The sequence below is a fragment of the Bartonella sp. MR30HLJHH genome (assembly GCF_042194195.1).
GTDB lineage: Bacteria > Pseudomonadota > Alphaproteobacteria > Rhizobiales > Rhizobiaceae > Bartonella > Bartonella grahamii.
On record NZ_JBHIMO010000001.1, the window covers coordinates 13,695 to 29,700 of the forward strand.

Consider the following 16,006-nt stretch of genomic DNA (forward strand, 5'->3'; position numbering starts at 1 on the left):
AAAACAAATTAATAAAGGAGAAAGTCTTATGGCAAATATTATGCTATTTTACAAAGATATCACACCAATCAACAAAGTTTCCCATAAAAATCTAAAATTTGCTCCTCCAAGTGATATGTCTTTTGCCAAGGATACTCACTGGGTTCCTTTAGCAAGTACTGAATATTTCCAAGCAGCACTAGACTATCCTATTTTATTTATGTGCGCCGAAGATGAACAAAAAAAACGGCACTACACATCCGCGGCTCTTGTCGGTCTTTCTAATGACGAAAATGACTATATCGCTTCTGATAAAAGTTGGAAAACCAATACTTATGTCCCTGCTTTTGTCCGTCGCTATCCTTTTGTTCTAGCACAAATTAGCAATGAAAAAGAACTTTCTGTTTGCTTTGATCAACAGTCAGGTATGTTTAATGAAGTTGCAGGAACAGAACTTTTTAATTCCGACGGCTCTATTTCTCCTTTTATGGAAGAACGTATTCGTTTTCTTGAAAGTTTTAAAATCGCTATGGAGAAAACCTCTGAATTTATTGATGCTCTTGTGGAAATGGATCTTCTAAGCCAGAAATCTATCAATGTGAAAAACGATAAAGGACTCTCAGCGCAATTGGAACATTTTTGGGTTGTTGATGAAGAAAAATTGAATAAATTATCAGCAAGCCAACTTGCCAAACTTCATAAAAATGGCTTTTTAGGATTAATTTTTGCGCATTTGATGTCAACGCACAATCTCTTAAAAATACTCTCTCTCAAAGGTGAAAAGCAACTTATCAATCATGAAGAGCAACCCCAAAACAAGAATGGTCATTCTAACGATGAAAAATCTAAAAAGAAAGAGACTCTCAACTAGATAATGCCTATCAAAAACGACAAGAGAAAAGATAAAAATATTCCTCTCATTCCAGCAGACCATGCAATTTTAAACGCAAGGAAAAATTGGTTAGAGTGTCTCGTCCAAACACGTCGTATGTCAGCACAAACAGTGCAAGCCTATGAACGTGATACGCGGCAATTTTTGTCTTTTCTCTGTCAACACTTAAGCCATACACCAACCCTTACAGATCTTGCTCTTTTACGCATCAGTGACTTGCGTGCTTATCTTGCTTATCGGCGTACAAACAATGTAAGTGCTCGCTCTTTAAGCCGCGGAGTGGCAGGCATACGTTCTTTTTTCAAGTACCTATCACGTGAAGGAATCGTCAATGTTCCCGCGGCTCAACTTATCCGAAGCCCCAAACACCCAAAATCACTCCCAAAACCTTTAGCGATCAAATCAGCACTTCACATAGTCAAACAAGAAAACCAGCTAGAAAATGAACCTTGGATTAACGCTCGGAATGCGGCTGTCCTCATGCTTCTCTATGGTTGTGGAATGCGAATATCAGAAGCCTTAAGCCTCACACCAGAACAATTTTCTGATCCTGAAAAAACAAGTTTATTTATAACAGGAAAAGGCGGCAAAACACGCCTTGTTCCTCTCATCAAAATTGTTTATGAAGCTGTACAAAATTATCTCAAATGTTGCCCATATCCTTTAGTGGATAACCAACCCATATTTCGCGGGGCACGAGGCGGCCCCCTACAGCCCGCCATTATTCAGAAAACTGTACGCAACTTACGAGCAAGCCTTGGTTTACCAGAAACTGCAACGCCTCACACACTGCGCCATTCTTTTGCCACCCATCTTTTATCACGGGGAGGAGATTTACGCACGATTCAAGAACTTCTTGGGCACGCTAGCCTTTCCACCACACAAATCTATACCCATGTCGATACAGACCATTTGTTAAAAATTTATCAAAAGGCCCATCCCCGTTCCTAAAAAACGTCTCATTAAAAAATTAAAAAGTTTCAACCTCAAGTGCCAAAGCATGGACACAAGTAGCTAACTCTTCTTGTAAAACTTTATAAATCGCGCGATGTATTTCTACGCGTGTCATATTGGAGAAAGAAGAAGATAAAATTTTCACTCGAAAATGTGTTTCTCCTTTACCATCAAAAGCATGTTCATTGTGAGGATGCCCCTCATGAAGATGACTTTCGTTAATCACTTCAAGCTTTTGCGGATGAAAAGCATCCTGAAGCTTTCTCTTGATTATTGTTTCTATAAACATTTTTCATTCCTCAAACAAAATGAACGTGCAAAAATACACCTTTTTCATAATAAAATAAGTGTGAAAACAAATTTTTCAAAAGTCAATTCTTGTAAAATTAATCAATTTTGCATAAACCAAGAGTATGACAATAACATCTAAATTATTCGATTCAATTCGTATAAGCTCAAATAAAAAACAAAAAGCTGAGCCAGAAGCGCAACAGTGTCAGTGGGAAGGTTGTGAAAAAACAGGGTCCCATAAAGCACCAGCAGGTCGAAATCACGAAGGACAATATCTATATTTTTGTATTGAACACGTACGCGCCTATAATAAAAATTTTAATTACTTCTCTGGTCTTAGCAATAAAGATATCGCAAAATTTCAAAAGGATGCTCTCACAGGGCATCGTCCGACATGGCCTACAGATCTGAGCAATGGTACATCGAAAAAAACAGCCGCTAATTATGCAAAGATTCGCTCTGGAACAGCTGCCTATCAAAATCGCATGCGCGATCCCTTCACGCTTTTTACTGAGCGGCATTCAAGCAATAATTTCTCACGAAAATTAAAGCCCTTAGAAGCAAAAGCTTTTGATACCCTGGGTCTACAGGCAAACGCTTCAGCAGAAGACATCAAAATGAAATATAAAGAGTTGGTAAAAAAGCACCATCCTGATTCCAATGGTGGTAATCGTGCTTCAGAAGAACGCTTTCGTGATGTTTTACATGCTTATAATTTGCTAAAAAAGTCTGGTTTGTGCTAAAAACACGCGCTTATATGAACCTATTTTTCATTTAGACTATCATTATTTACGCAAAATATTATAGAATACGTAAAAAACTTCCTTCATATCTAAGGCTCTCATTATAGAGCGTTGCATAAATACTCTAACTCTTGTATCGTTTTCTAATGAATAAATAGCGTCCCTCCCTTCCAAAAACACAATGACAAATTTTACCGTTGAAAATTTACCCGATATTACACTTTGTGCTCGCGATCTATTTCATATTGAAACAGATATGGAAATCCCTGCTTTTAGCACAAAAAGTTCCCATGTTCCTGATATCGATCCTGATTATCTTTTTGATCAGCAAACAACTTTAGCGATTCTCGCAGGTTTTACCTTTAACCGTCGTGTGATGGTTTCTGGCTATCACGGTACAGGGAAATCAACGCATATTGAACAAGTTGCTGCACGTCTCAACTGGCCTTGTCTTCGCATTAATCTCGATAGTCATGTAAGTCGTATCGATCTTGTAGGAAAAGACGCTATCGTTTTAAAAGATGGTTTACAAATCACTGAATTTAAAGAAGGCATTTTGCCATGGGCTTATCAAAATAATATTGCTCTTGTTTTCGACGAATATGACGCTGGGCGTCCCGATGTTATGTTTGTCATACAACGCGTTCTTGAAACTTCTGGGAAACTAAGCTTACTTGATCAAAGCCGTGTCATCTCTCCACATCCAGCCTTTCGTCTTTTTGCAACAGCAAACACCATTGGTCTTGGTGATACAACCGGTCTCTATCATGGTACCCAACAGATCAATCAAGCTCAAATGGACCGCTGGTCTATTGTTACGATACTCAATTATTTACCCCATGATAAAGAGGTTGATATCATTTGTTCAAAGGTCAAATCTTTTCAAACGGCTGAGGGAAAAAAGACAATTTCACAAATGGTTTATGTTGCTGATATGGTACGCCAATCTTTTATCAATGGAGATCTTTCAACTGTCATGAGTCCACGTACCGTTATTACTTGGGCAGAAAATACAACAATTTTTCAAGATGTCGGCTTTGCCTTCCGATTAACCTTTCTCAATAAATGTGATGAACTCGAACGTGCCACTGTTGCAGAATTTTATCAACGCGCCTTTGGACAAGAGCTTCCCGAATCACTCATTCATGGTGTTTCGCCTTAAGGAATTTGTCACTCATGGCTACCAATATTGGCGACAACAAAAATCCGGTAAAGGACTCTTCCAACAACACTCTTAATGCTGAAGCTTTTAAAAAAGCACTTTCCACCTGTATGCGTGCAATTGCAGGCACAAACAACCTTGAAGTTTCCTTCAGTCATAACCGACCATCTTTAAGCGAAAGTTGTGCACGTTTACCAGAATTACCTCAATACGCAACGAATAAAGACATCACCATTACTCGCGGATTAGGTGATTCCATGGCTCTACGCAAAGCATGGCATGATAACCGTATTCACATGCAATTTGCTCCACTAGAATCAGAAGCACGTGCTGTCTTTGATGCCCTCGAACAAACACGTGTTGAAGCAATTGGCACTTTAGCCATGGAGGGACTTGCAAAAAATCTTGATATCATGCTCGCCGATAAATACAAAAGAGCCCATTATCATAAAATTAGCAACCAAAGTGAAGCCCCCATCCAAGAAGCGATTGCACTTTTATTGCGTGAAAAAGTAACAAAGCGCACAGCTCCAAGAGAAGCAGGTCCTGTCTTAGAATTGTGGCGTCAAGAACTCGAACAAAAAGCAGCGGCAGAACTCAATGAGCTCCCACATCATATTTACAACCAACAAGCTTTTGCACAGATTGTTCGCCAAATGCTTGTTACACTCAAAATGACAGTGCAACAAGCTGAAGCTTCTAACAGTAAAAACAATAAAAAATTAAAAAACGAATGTGCACCTCAAGACCAAGCAGAAGAAGAGAGTAAAAACAAAAAACACGCTCAAAGTGAAGAACAAACCAGCACTGAACAAGAAAGTGATGTGCAAGACGACGGAAAAACACAAGCGACACAATCAAACAACAATGATCAAGCTGACGGCGAGCAAAAAAATGGACCTTGGCAAGAAAAGCCGAGCAGACCCAAACACCTTTTTTCTGATTCGGAACAAATGGAAAGACTTGGCAATTATAAAATCTTCACCCATCAATTTGATGAAATTTTGGAAGCAACAGATTTTTGTTCTGAAAACGAGTTAGATCACTTACGCCGTTATCTTGATAAGCAAATCAATCATCTCCAAAACATCGTTGGCCGTTTAGCAAACCGTCTCCAGCGCCGCTTGATGGCGCAACAAAATCGCAACTGGAACTTTGACCTTGAAGAAGGGTATCTTGATACAGCACGGCTTCCACGTCTAATTATTGACCCCATGCAACCCCTTTCTTTTAAAATGGAAAGCAATACCCAATTTCGGGACACGGTTGTTTCACTCCTCATTGATAATTCGGGCTCAATGCGCGGACGCCCCATTAGCGTTGCCGCAAGTTGTGCTGATATTTTGGCACAAACTCTTGAACGTTGTGGTGTCAAAGTTGAAATTTTAGGTTTTACCACTAAAACTTGGAAAGGAGGAAAATCGCGCGAACAATGGCTTACCCAAAACAAACTCCATAATCCTGGACGCCTTAATGATTTATGCCATATCATCTATAAAAGTGCTGATACCCCATGGCGTCGCGCACGACGCAATTTAGGTTTAATGATGCAAGAAGGATTATTAAAAGAAAATATCGACGGAGAAGCTTTAATTTGGGCTCATCAACGCCTTTTATCACGGCGTGAACAACGTCGCATCCTCATGGTCATTTCTGATGGTGCTCCTGTCGACGATTCAACACTATCGGTCAATGCCAGCAATTATTTAGAAAAACACTTACGCGCAGTGATTCAAGAAATTCAAACACATTCCCCCATCGAACTCATTGCCATTGGAATTGGTCATGATGTCACACGTTATTATCAGCGTGCTGTAACAATTATGAATGCTGAAGAACTCGCCGACGCCATAACAAAACAATTAGAAATACTTTTTAGTGATAAAATGCCTCATATTCATAAGAAATAAACCTGCCTTGAAACAGCCAACAATTACATTTTAAAAAATTATCTCTATCATTAAACCATCGGAATTTGATGACTAACAACCTGAGAAGATAATCCCACAAATTGAATATCGAACTTTAAGGAAGCTTCTACTTTACTGGATGCATTATGAATCCTAAAAGAAATGCTCCAACCATCTTCAAAAATTATAATGAGTTTGTTTTTACTTTCTGGTTTTATTGCAACTGATAAAATTTTGCTTGGAATTTTCCATTTACGACCATATCCCAGAGTGCCATTCAAATTAAAAGACTGAATAATAACCCGTTTTTGTTTAGATCTTGTATCTATCATAATCTTATAAAAATCATAAGAACCTATAACATACTGAAACAATAGCTTCACAAATTTATCTTGATAATCTAAACAAAGCCTTTGAAGTTCTTTAGAAAAAGCTTCTAAGATTGGAAGATAAACTCTGCTGTCTTTATCCTCTATATCTCTAAAGAACATTTTCTTGTCTCTGAGCTCTGCTAAATAATCAAAAATAGGTCTAACTTCATTGAAATAAAGGCTGCTACAGGGGGTAACCTGTCCATTCTTTACCAAAATCTATTTTACCAGAAAGGCGAGGATGTTTGATAGCACTATGATTATGTTTTGCAGAAATACCAATAGGATTTTCAGGAACTTTTAAAATAATATCACGAACATCTCCTTTGATCCCAACAGAATCTTCCTGAAGAACAATAGTTTTCGTGTTTCTAATATTTTTATCATGTAACTGTAAGAAAACAGCTGCTTCAATAGAAGCAAGATTTAAAAGCCTTTTTTCAGTATCATTAAATAAATTATAAAAAGACTCCGCTATTTGAAAGGACGAATTAAACTCTATAGAAGCTTTTGTTGCTTTTTTAAACCCCATGGCCAAAGCATATTCAAAGGCTTTTCCATTTTCTACCTGATTTATACAATTTCCTAAAGATCCTTACTCAAAATTACGAGTTCATTTGATTTTTTATTGTTTCCCATACCGTAAGTCCATTCAGGATTAAGTATTGTATGTCCTTTATAAAGTTCTCTAACTTCCACACAATCATTATAAGATAAAACCCATCCTTGACGCTTTCTCAAAAGTTCAGCAAGAGCTTGATGATCAAAAGAATTATGTTTATCGCCTTTGTGACCATAAAGTTTTTGATTAATAAGATATAGAGGATCACAATAAAGAAAATCGTTAAAGTGTTTAGGAATACTTTTTGTAAAATCTCTGTATTCCACTTTGGAATTTTCAATCTTAAAATCTTTAAGCCGTTCAATAGAACAATACTTGAATCGAGGATGTCCTAGAGACATACCGCCAGAAAGTGTTGTTCCGGAAAAAGAAGAGCGATTAAGAACAAAAAAACGACAGCAATCTCTAATTGATTTTTAATATTCCCAAAAGTTTTTTGGAGATTGTAAAACATTACGGGAGTCATATCTTCATATTCTCTCACTTTTTCTGCAAGAGCTGAAGCATCTTTCAAAAGCATCTGCCAAAAAATAACAAGCGGCTTAAAAGCATCATAAGCATAAACCTTTGTTCCTCTTTTTGCTAAGGTTAATTCAATTGACCCCCCTCCTACAAAAGGAGAACATAAAGTTTTTTGCTTCCTTATATAGTTATTAATAATCATAGGAACAGCACGACTTTTCCCTCCCAGATAACGAAGAGATAATTTTACAACAGGCAACTCCCTAGTCTCTCTCTGTTTTTTCGAGGAAGTTAAGACCAAATTATCCAATAAAGCTTTGTATGATCTCTTTGATTTATCATTTTGTTCATATTATCAGCTCCAAGTATCACATTTTCTAACCTACAATTATCTAAAATAAATACTCGAAGCGTTTGCCAAATTCTACAGAGATCGCATTATAACAAATTGTAAGTTCATTAACATATCTGCACAAACATTTGTTACTAAAATAATGATAAATACCAGTATAACCAAATTTTAAAACTGTCAAAAAGGACTTGATACCATTGGTATTTATTTTTCTATTTATATACTACCCAAATGTATATCGAAATATTTTTTCCTTTATAAGAACCAAGTTTCTTATAGCTCAAATAATCATAAGTAAGACATCACAATTCTTAACAAGACATTTTTTGGCCTTCATAAGAGCTTTATTACCTGTTTTTAATACTGATAAGATGCTCTTATCTCATACTGAATCAGTCAAAACCATTTCCTTACACAGCATAAGCATAGATGATGTATGAGTAAATACAACTTGAGAAAAGAATAAAAATCCCTTTTTTGAATCCACTCAAATTCTGTTCTTAGAAGACATAACGCACAACCTTCTTTTCTTTAGCAAAACAAAAGAACAAAGATCATTATTTGTTACAAACAAAAGAAGAATCACCCTTTGAATGACTTTGGTAAAGAGGAAGTTTTACAATATTAAGAATTGTTCCATAGGGAATCAACATAAACAGGCTCATAACAATTTTTACCGAAAAATCACCAAAAGCAAGCGAGAGCCAAACTGGCATGCCTATCCCTCCCAAAATAGTACTCTCCACCAGTGAACTATCAGCATAGCCTGTTATCTTATCAAGAACAGCAAAAGAGCTAGAAAAAGCAACAGCAAAAAACAGCACTGTATCCAAAGCCGAACCAACCAACGCTGCTGCTAAAGGTGCTTTCCACCATGTTTTACGTCGCAAAGGAGTAAAAACAACAATATCAAGGAGTTGCCCAAATAAAAATGCAAAACTAGAAGCAAGTGCAAGCCGTGGTGTCGCCAATATCCAAGAAACAAAGACACCCGCAAAAAAACCAGCGTAAACCACACGCCGCGCAGCAGATGGACCATAAAAACGATTGGTCAAATCATTGATCAGAAAAGCAAATGGATAGGTAAAAGCCCCATAAGTCAACAGCTCATTTAAATCAAACCAGTAGACAGGATATTGAACAAAAATATTAGAAGCAGTAACAGCAAGGCACATTGCTAAAATAGAAAAAACAATGTACCTCTTCTTTTGCTGTTCTCGTAAAGGACTGCTTGAGGGCATTTTTTTAACCTATGATACGGAACCAATAAAATAAAACAATCAACCTGAAAAAACTTAACTTCTAGAACAGAAAACCGGAATAAAAGCGTCAATAAACCAAAAAGAATGGCGCTAACAATTACGCTGCTTGTTCAGCCTTTTGCTCACCTTCTTGCTCAGCTTTTTTCTTAATGATTTGTCGTTTTAGCAAACGCGCACGTTGCGACAACTCTTTATCATCTGCTTTGACCAAAAAAGCATCAAGGCCACCACGATGCTCAACAGAACGCAATGCACTTGCTGAAATGCGCAAGCGATAACTTTGCTGTAACACTTCTGAAATCAATGTCACATTGCAAAGATTTGGTAAAAAACGACGCCGAGTCTTATTATTCGCATGGCTAACATTATTACCATACAGAACCGTTTTCCCTGTCAATTCACATGCACGAGACATAAACTTCACCCTTAAACTCTAAGAAACTTTCAAATCCCCGTACCCAAAGGACACAATGAACGCAAAACACGCACAATGCAACCTTAAACGGGCATCATTGGGAAGTCTCTTTCTAATAGGGGGTAGACAACAAAAGGTCAAGTCTTTTATAAAACCTTTTTCATATCTTACTAGCTCATTCTTCATCTTTTTCCTCAACAAGGCGTGCAAATTCCACCAAAAAGCGTACAAAATGTTTTTTTTAAATACATACCATGTTAGAATGAAAACTTATTGTCCCGAAAGGAAGCATAAATCATGAGCAAAAAAGAGCCCCCCATGACAAAGCTTCAAGAAGATTCTTGCCGTTTTTCTTCTTTTTTGTTTGGGACTTTATGTATTTGTTTTTTTCTTCTCTTCAGTGCATTAGGTATATGGCAAGTACAACGGTTAAACTGGAAAACAAATCTCATCACCAGTGCCAATCAGCGCATTCATTTGCCCCCCATAAAAGCCCCCCCAAAAAATCAATGGTCAGATGTTACTTTTGAAAAAAATGAATATCAACCTGTTGTTACCACAGGAAAATTTTTAACAGATAAAAATATTTTAGTCACTGCTGCCGCTCAAAATACTACAGGCTATTGGGTTTTGACTCCTTTACAAACTGCTGATAATACACTGATCTTTATCAACCGTGGCTTTATCCCTATGGATGAACGTAACAATTTTCAAAACTCAGAGCAATGGCATACCAATGCCTCATCTCAGCAAAATTCTACCACGGACACAGAACAAACAACGATTATAGGTTTATTACGCATGAGTGAAAAAAATGGATTTTTCCCGCGTAAAAATAATCCTGATAAAAATTTATGGTATACGCGGGATCTCCCCGCTATGGCACAAAAACTTGGTTTGTCCACTGTTGCCCCTTATTTCATTGATGCCAGCAAAACATCTCCACAAGCAAACCTTCCTGTCGTTGGTCTTACGATTATCCATTTTCGAAATAATCATCTCGTTTATGCAATCACGTGGTTTATTTTAGCTGCTAGTGTATTAGGAGCTTTTCTTTTTCTGCTACGGCAAAAAAACTAAAAAAAGACCTCTTCCATCTCAAGTAACAAAAATTTTTAGAATCTTGAAAACTGATAAGAAGAATGAAAGCTACCAACTTGCACCTTTGTTAAATAAAGATCATAGGCATACAATGGGCTTTATACCATCCACAAAGGATTTACGCGATACTCTTCAAAAAAACCATCATAAAACGAGGGCTTTAACAGGTTAATTCATTAAAAATTGTAATGCACAAAAATGTGAAGCAATGCATTATCTCCACTCTATAAAAAAAATTCACTCTAAAACATTATCATAAACGCTTTTGAAAAACATACAGCCAAATTTAAAAATGATAGGAAAGATGAGCACTCATTTTTGCCTTTATAATTTTATATTCTTGCTTCGTTAGGTTGTTTCCCACTTCAGAGATTACTCCAATTGATATACGCAATACTTTCGCCTTCATCTAGCATAAAAGCTAATATAGCAGAGAACATACTGATGCGTTTTTTGTTTCAAAACTGCTATGAAGATGAAATATTGAGTTATAAGCAACAAAAAAACATTTAATGTCTCAATGAGACTTTATACACCCACCACCACACCCCAAATGAGAGTGTTTTTACAGGATAATAAAAAAAGGTGAGGCATCCCATATTCTAAAAAGACAGTTTATCCTTTCAGTGTATTTTGCTAAAGGCTTATGCTATAAATCTATAAGCGTGTTTTACTAGAATTTTAACTCTTTCATTTTTAAGGCTTCTGTTATGGGTGTTGTTGCCAAAAATTTTCCCATACCTGATCTTCATCGGGTTCGTCGTGTTCTCTTTTCTGTGTCTGATAAAACGGGGGTGGTTGCTTTTGCACAAGCCCTTCATGCTACTTACAATGTTGAATTGATTTCAACAGGGGGAACAGCCAAAACCCTCATAGCAGCTGGTTTACCCGTAAAAGATGTTGCTGAAGTTACCGGATTTCCTGAGATAATGGATGGGCGTGTAAAAACACTCCATCCTTTGATTCATGGTGCTTTGTTAGGGGTAAGAGAAGATCCTAGCCATAGGGAAGCTATGGAAAAGAACAGCATTCATGGAATTGATCTTTTGGTGGTGAATCTTTATCCGTTTGAAGAGACGATCTTATCGGGAGCCGATGGGCAAACGATTCTTGAAAATATTGATATTGGTGGACCTGCGATGATTCGCGCCGCGGCAAAAAATTATGCTTATACTGGTGTTGTAACAGCGATAAAAGATTATGATTCGATTCTAGCTGAATTAAAACAGCATAATGGATGTTTAAGCTTATCTATGCGTCATCAGCTAGCAATGCGCGCTTATGCACACACCGCCGCTTATGATACGGCAATAGCATCGTGGTTTGCACGGGATTTAAAAATTGAAATTCCATCGTGGCAGAGTTTTTCTGGTCATCTTGAGAATGTTATGCGCTATGGGGAAAATCCACATCAACAGGCAGCATTTTATCGCAATAATGAAAAACGTTTTGGTATTGCAACAGCAAAACTTTTACAAGGCAAAGCGCTTTCTTATAACAATCTGAATGATACAGATGCAGCCTTTGAGCTTGTGGCAGAATTTGATCCGCAAAAAACCGCTGCTGTCGCTCTTATTAAACATGCCAATCCTTGTGGTGTTGCGGAAGGAGAAAATTTGAAAGAAGCTTATTTGAAAGCTCTTATGTGTGATAATGTATCGGCATTTGGTGGAATTGTTGCTTTAAATCAAACCCTTGATGAGGAATGTGCTAAAGAGATTGTTAAAATTTTCACAGAAGTGATTATTGCTCCTGATGCCACAATGGCGGCACGTGAAATTATTGCCAAGAAAAAAAATCTTCGTTTGCTCATTACAGGTGGAGTTCCTGATCCACGCTGTGGAGGACTTCTTGCGAAAACACTTGCAGGAGGCATTTTAGTGCAATCGCGTGATAACGTAGTGGTTGATGATCTTAAATTGCAAGTAGTGACAAAGCGGGCACCAACTCAAGATGAAATGCGTGATCTTCAGTTTGCTTTTCGTGTAGCAAAACACGTTAAATCAAATGCTATTGTGTACGCGAAAAATAGCGCAACAGTTGGAATTGGAGCCGGACAAATGAGCCGCATCGATTCAGCAAAAATTGCTGCAAGTAAAGCAGCAGAAAGTGCGCAAAGAGCAGGCTTAACAGAAACTCTCACAAAAGGATCGGTTGTTGCATCAGATGCATTTTTTCCTTTTGCAGATGGTTTATTAGCAGCAGCTGAAGCAGGAGCAACAGCAGTTATTCAACCAGGAGGCTCCATGCGTGATGAAGAAGTTATCACGGCTGCTGATGCACAAGGTTTAGCGATGGTTTTCACAGGAACACGACACTTCCGCCATTAATAATTTTGCTGATTCTCTCTATTATATGAGACAAATGTTTCAAGGAATTTTTCATAATCATCGTATGACTATTGATCACTATTGAAATGGAAGCAGTTATTCAATCCAAAGAATCTAATCGTGAAGACGTTTATCACCACAGAAAATGCACATAATTTAACCATTATTTAGGGATAAGATATTGTTGTTGTTAATACTTTAATGGCTTCCCTTTCACATGAGCAAAATGTTAAAGGGATATTATCTTATATGTAGATGCATACCTGTTATGATATTATAACACAACTCTTTTTAGTAATATGCTCTATTCTTAAACCAAAGAGTGAAATGAAAAGTTTGAGTAGAAGATATGAATATTCTACGTTTTTATAGTAATTGGCGCCGTTATCGTCGAACCGTTAATGCATTAAGGTGTCTTTCAACATATGAACTCAGCGATCTTGGAATTTGTCGCGGTGATATTAATTTGATTGCACGACGTTATTCGCGTAAATCTTTATAAACGTTGTTTGAAGCATTTGAGAGAGTGCTTTGCTGTGAAAAAACGTCCATTTTGTGGCTTGTTATTATGACTTCATTTATAATAACAAAGAGCAGAAGGGTTGTTTTTCTCAGGCGTTGCTATGTTTTGTTTCTTGAATTCTCAGTGCTTCTATGATGTAAAACATTTGATTTATAATGATAATTTAGCGTTATTCATATTGAATTAGAACCCCAAATACCGTAAGATTCTCCCATTTAAAATCTATGTATGTTGAATACAAAAACCATTCGCTTGCACGTTACAAGCGGGGGATCCTGTGTGGATAAAAACTATTAAGAAAAGGCTAACAATGCCTCTTATGAATCATCTCTAGTGCCAAGAGCTGTTCAAAACATTGGGCACTAATAAATAGTGTGATGGTGCTAAATTGCTCCTTGCGTAAAGATGGGGTGCTTCATGGATTTACCGTTATACCCATCACAGACATCATCACGAAATAGGCTTGAAAGTATTAAGGGATTTTTCTTTAATATACGTCCGTGAATACGCAATAAATAGCGCTCTGTTTTTCGTGAGGGAGCGTAACCCTATTAATGCAACTCTCTCAGAGAGAAATATTGATCCCAACAGCACACTTAAGAACTTATCGAAGATAAGCAACAGCTTTATTTTCTCTCCACATCTTTAAAGAATGAAGATTCTTAACCAGTACTCATCTGTCAACAGTGGTCTGTCAAAAACTCTTTTTTCGGGAGCCAATCCCTCTTAGCATCACCTCATGAGATTCTATGAGCAAACCTTGCCTAAAAACATCCAACCTATACTCTAATAAAATGCTTCATGTATAAAATTTATATGATCTTCAAATTTTGAGAATATTACCACAATAAACGATGATGTTTTGCGACACGAAGATAAAACGCAATATACTATGGGTTGGAATAATGTTCTGATTTTTTATCAAACGCTTTACGGATAAAACGCCAACGCACTTTTTCCTGAAATGCAGGACGAAAATATAAAACAATCTGTTGTGTCCGCTGTGGACCTGTTAATTCTGCAAAATCAATCGAATCTTCAAGACAAATATCTGCGTCAGGCGATATAAAATACCATACTTGTTCGCTCTTCACGTTCTCGTTCTTTACAGCTAAACACACACGTTTGCCATCATAGTTAACTTCAACTTGTGGATGAAGATGAAACCGAACAGCAACATGATCTTGTTCATTTTGCACACTCTTGTGTTTCTTTCCCCCTTTATTTGGCATAAAAAAGCGATCAAAACCTTCGATCATATCTCCATTTGTTGCCAAAATAAGACCACGCTCATGAATAAAATTAAAGGGTCGCACATAACCATTATGACTCGCAATAAAACCCGTCTTCTCTGAATCCTCTATACGGCGCACTTGAACATCCGTTGGTCCATCAAACAAAAATGGCGCGCCATTTTTCTTTTTCTGATAAAAAGCACCCACTGAACAATCATTAAGCGTAGCTGTTGAATGTGCTGCAGTAACACGCCCTAAATGTCGATAATCTTCCCGCCCATCAGGATTAACACCGGTATTGATAATAAAACGGTGCCCTTGTGAAGACATTTCAAAAGACAAACACCCCGAACAAGCCTGCTGTGCTACAAAGCGGGGTGGAAACTTTCCTGTATCTGCAAGCACTGTTGTTTGATTGGCTTTTAAGCGCTGAAATCCTGAATAACGGGCATAACTAAAAGGATGCCCTCCTGTTTCATCAAGCTCCAAAAGGGACGATAACCGTTCCGACACAAGGGGACCAACCCCATTAAAATGAGCCAACGTTTGATCCTCATGGATAAAGAATCGTAAAGCCGGCAACATACGCTCAACAGAATCAATCAAAATACGTGGTGCTGTTTCATTGCTACGCATAAAAAGATGCCGTAACGACAATAAATCCGATAACAAATTCAGCAAAATAACAGGACTACGAGAAATATGCCCACCATCAACTAGGATTTGACGGGAAAGCTCTTTTATAAGTGTGGTTTGTACCTTTTTTTTCACTGCCGCAGAAACAGGCAAAGCAAGAGATGCGAACGTCAAAGCCGCTGCTGCTTGTAAACGTCGGTCATCATGCTCCATACTGCAAATTGTTACGCGCAAATAACGAAATTGCAAACCAAGCGCACGTAAAAAGCGTTTTTCAAACCGCTCACTTGCTCCTTCTAACAACATTTTCGAATGACAAATCCATGAAATCAAGCGCCGCGCCACAACAGGACCACTCCAAGCAAGCCCTTTTACCTTCTTGCCAGCATGGCCAAACCAATCTTCTAAAAGAGAGCGTGCGTGTGCAGAAGCCAAATCACTTCCTGCTGCCTCCATATGGCGCAACCAATGAAAATCATGTAGAGCTGCTTCCCATTCTAGCGTTGGCGGAACCAATGCAAACGGCGAAACAGCACCAGAATGAACAATGTGACCAGCAAAAGCAAAACGACCATGATAAAATTCATGCGCCATCATAGGATCAGCCACATGCAAATCCATGGGATGCGCTAAAATTTTATGAGGACGAAACCCTGAAAACCGCCAACGAAACAATGGTCCAACCCATAAACGCCGCATAACATTCTGTATCGTATCGATACAGGCTGCCACTTTTACCTGAGGAGCTTTTACCGCAACCGCCAAA

General features: G+C 37.8%; 15 protein-coding genes and 1 pseudogene. 8 read left to right on the forward strand and 8 right to left on the reverse strand.

Annotation, left to right across the window (positions count from 1 at the left end; genetic code table 11):
• Positions 1-28: 28 nt before the first annotated feature.
• Positions 29-850 carry a SapC family protein gene (locus ACFIKR_RS00070; protein ID WP_375658349.1) on the forward strand — a complete coding sequence of 274 codons (822 nt, stop codon included), beginning with the start codon at positions 29-31 and terminating at the stop codon, positions 848-850.
• Between the two features lie 3 nt (positions 851-853).
• Positions 854-1,822 carry a tyrosine recombinase XerC gene (locus ACFIKR_RS00075; RefSeq protein WP_375658350.1) on the forward strand — a complete coding sequence of 323 codons (969 nt, stop codon included), beginning with the start codon at positions 854-856 and terminating at the stop codon, positions 1,820-1,822.
• 19 nt (positions 1,823-1,841) lie between these two features.
• Here the strand turns inward: ACFIKR_RS00075 and ACFIKR_RS00080 are convergent, their stop codons facing one another.
• On the reverse strand, positions 1,842-2,114 hold the full coding sequence (locus ACFIKR_RS00080) for a BolA family protein (protein WP_375658351.1): 273 nt from the start codon (positions 2,112-2,114) through the stop codon (positions 1,842-1,844).
• A 124-nt stretch (positions 2,115-2,238) separates the two neighbouring features.
• Here ACFIKR_RS00080 and ACFIKR_RS00085 point away from each other — a divergent pair, with 124 nt between their 5' ends.
• The 3 genes from ACFIKR_RS00085 to cobT all read left to right on the forward strand — a co-directional run bounded on the left by ACFIKR_RS00085 (position 2,239) and on the right by cobT (position 5,931).
• Positions 2,239-2,859 carry a J domain-containing protein gene (locus tag ACFIKR_RS00085; protein ID WP_375658352.1) on the forward strand — a complete coding sequence of 207 codons (621 nt, stop codon included), beginning with the start codon at positions 2,239-2,241 and terminating at the stop codon, positions 2,857-2,859.
• Between the two features lie 181 nt (positions 2,860-3,040).
• Positions 3,041-4,021 carry a cobaltochelatase subunit CobS gene (gene cobS, locus ACFIKR_RS00090; protein WP_375658353.1) on the forward strand — a complete coding sequence of 327 codons (981 nt, stop codon included), beginning with the start codon at positions 3,041-3,043 and terminating at the stop codon, positions 4,019-4,021.
• A gap of 14 nt (positions 4,022-4,035) precedes the next feature.
• On the forward strand, positions 4,036-5,931 hold the full coding sequence (gene cobT, locus ACFIKR_RS00095; protein WP_375658354.1) for a cobaltochelatase subunit CobT: 1,896 nt from the start codon (positions 4,036-4,038) through the stop codon (positions 5,929-5,931).
• 50 nt (positions 5,932-5,981) lie between these two features.
• Here the strand turns inward: cobT and ACFIKR_RS00100 are convergent, their stop codons facing one another.
• From ACFIKR_RS00100 to rpmB, 6 genes and pseudogenes are all read right to left on the reverse strand, one after another.
• The gene (locus ACFIKR_RS00100; protein WP_375628116.1) at positions 5,982-6,518 is read right to left on the reverse strand and encodes a HaeIII family restriction endonuclease; all 537 of its coding nucleotides are present in this window, start codon (positions 6,516-6,518) and stop codon (positions 5,982-5,984) included.
• Positions 6,487-6,834 (reverse strand): HaeIII family restriction endonuclease, encoded by a 348-nt coding sequence (locus tag ACFIKR_RS00105; protein ID WP_375658355.1) that lies wholly within the window; start codon positions 6,832-6,834, stop codon positions 6,487-6,489. Before ACFIKR_RS00105 ends, ACFIKR_RS00100 begins: the two co-directional genes overlap by 32 nt.
• 53 nt (positions 6,835-6,887) lie before the next feature.
• Positions 6,888-7,588: pseudogene (locus tag ACFIKR_RS00110) on the reverse strand (DNA adenine methylase).
• 190 nt (positions 7,589-7,778) lie between these two features.
• Positions 7,779-7,958: a transposase gene (locus tag ACFIKR_RS00115; protein ID WP_375658504.1), complete on the reverse strand. Its 180-nt coding sequence runs from the start codon at positions 7,956-7,958 to the stop codon at positions 7,779-7,781.
• A 337-nt stretch (positions 7,959-8,295) separates the two neighbouring features.
• Complete coding sequence (locus tag ACFIKR_RS00120) at positions 8,296-8,979, reverse strand: VUT family protein (protein ID WP_375658356.1); 684 nt, start codon at positions 8,977-8,979, stop codon at positions 8,296-8,298.
• Positions 8,980-9,097: 118 nt separating this feature from the next.
• Positions 9,098-9,415: a 50S ribosomal protein L28 gene (gene rpmB / locus ACFIKR_RS00125; RefSeq protein WP_015857048.1), complete on the reverse strand. Its 318-nt coding sequence runs from the start codon at positions 9,413-9,415 to the stop codon at positions 9,098-9,100.
• Positions 9,416-9,712: 297 nt separating this feature from the next.
• On the opposite strand from rpmB, the gene ACFIKR_RS00130 reads away from it, so the two are divergent.
• The 3 genes from ACFIKR_RS00130 to ACFIKR_RS00140 all read left to right on the forward strand — a co-directional run bounded on the left by ACFIKR_RS00130 (position 9,713) and on the right by ACFIKR_RS00140 (position 13,348).
• Positions 9,713-10,495 (forward strand): SURF1 family protein, encoded by a 783-nt coding sequence (locus ACFIKR_RS00130; RefSeq protein ID WP_375658357.1) that lies wholly within the window; start codon positions 9,713-9,715, stop codon positions 10,493-10,495.
• 731 nt (positions 10,496-11,226) lie between these two features.
• Entirely contained in the window at positions 11,227-12,846 is a 1,620-nt protein-coding gene (gene purH, locus ACFIKR_RS00135) for a bifunctional phosphoribosylaminoimidazolecarboxamide formyltransferase/IMP cyclohydrolase (RefSeq protein WP_375658358.1), read from the forward strand.
• Positions 12,847-13,195: 349 nt separating this feature from the next.
• The gene (locus tag ACFIKR_RS00140; RefSeq protein WP_375635308.1) at positions 13,196-13,348 is read left to right on the forward strand and encodes a DUF1127 domain-containing protein; all 153 of its coding nucleotides are present in this window, start codon (positions 13,196-13,198) and stop codon (positions 13,346-13,348) included.
• A 911-nt stretch (positions 13,349-14,259) separates the two neighbouring features.
• On the opposite strand, the gene ACFIKR_RS00145 is transcribed toward ACFIKR_RS00140, so the two are convergent.
• Positions 14,260-16,005 carry a heparinase II/III family protein gene (locus ACFIKR_RS00145; RefSeq protein ID WP_375658359.1) on the reverse strand — a complete coding sequence of 582 codons (1,746 nt, stop codon included), beginning with the start codon at positions 16,003-16,005 and terminating at the stop codon, positions 14,260-14,262.
• Position 16,006: the final 1 nt, after the last annotated feature.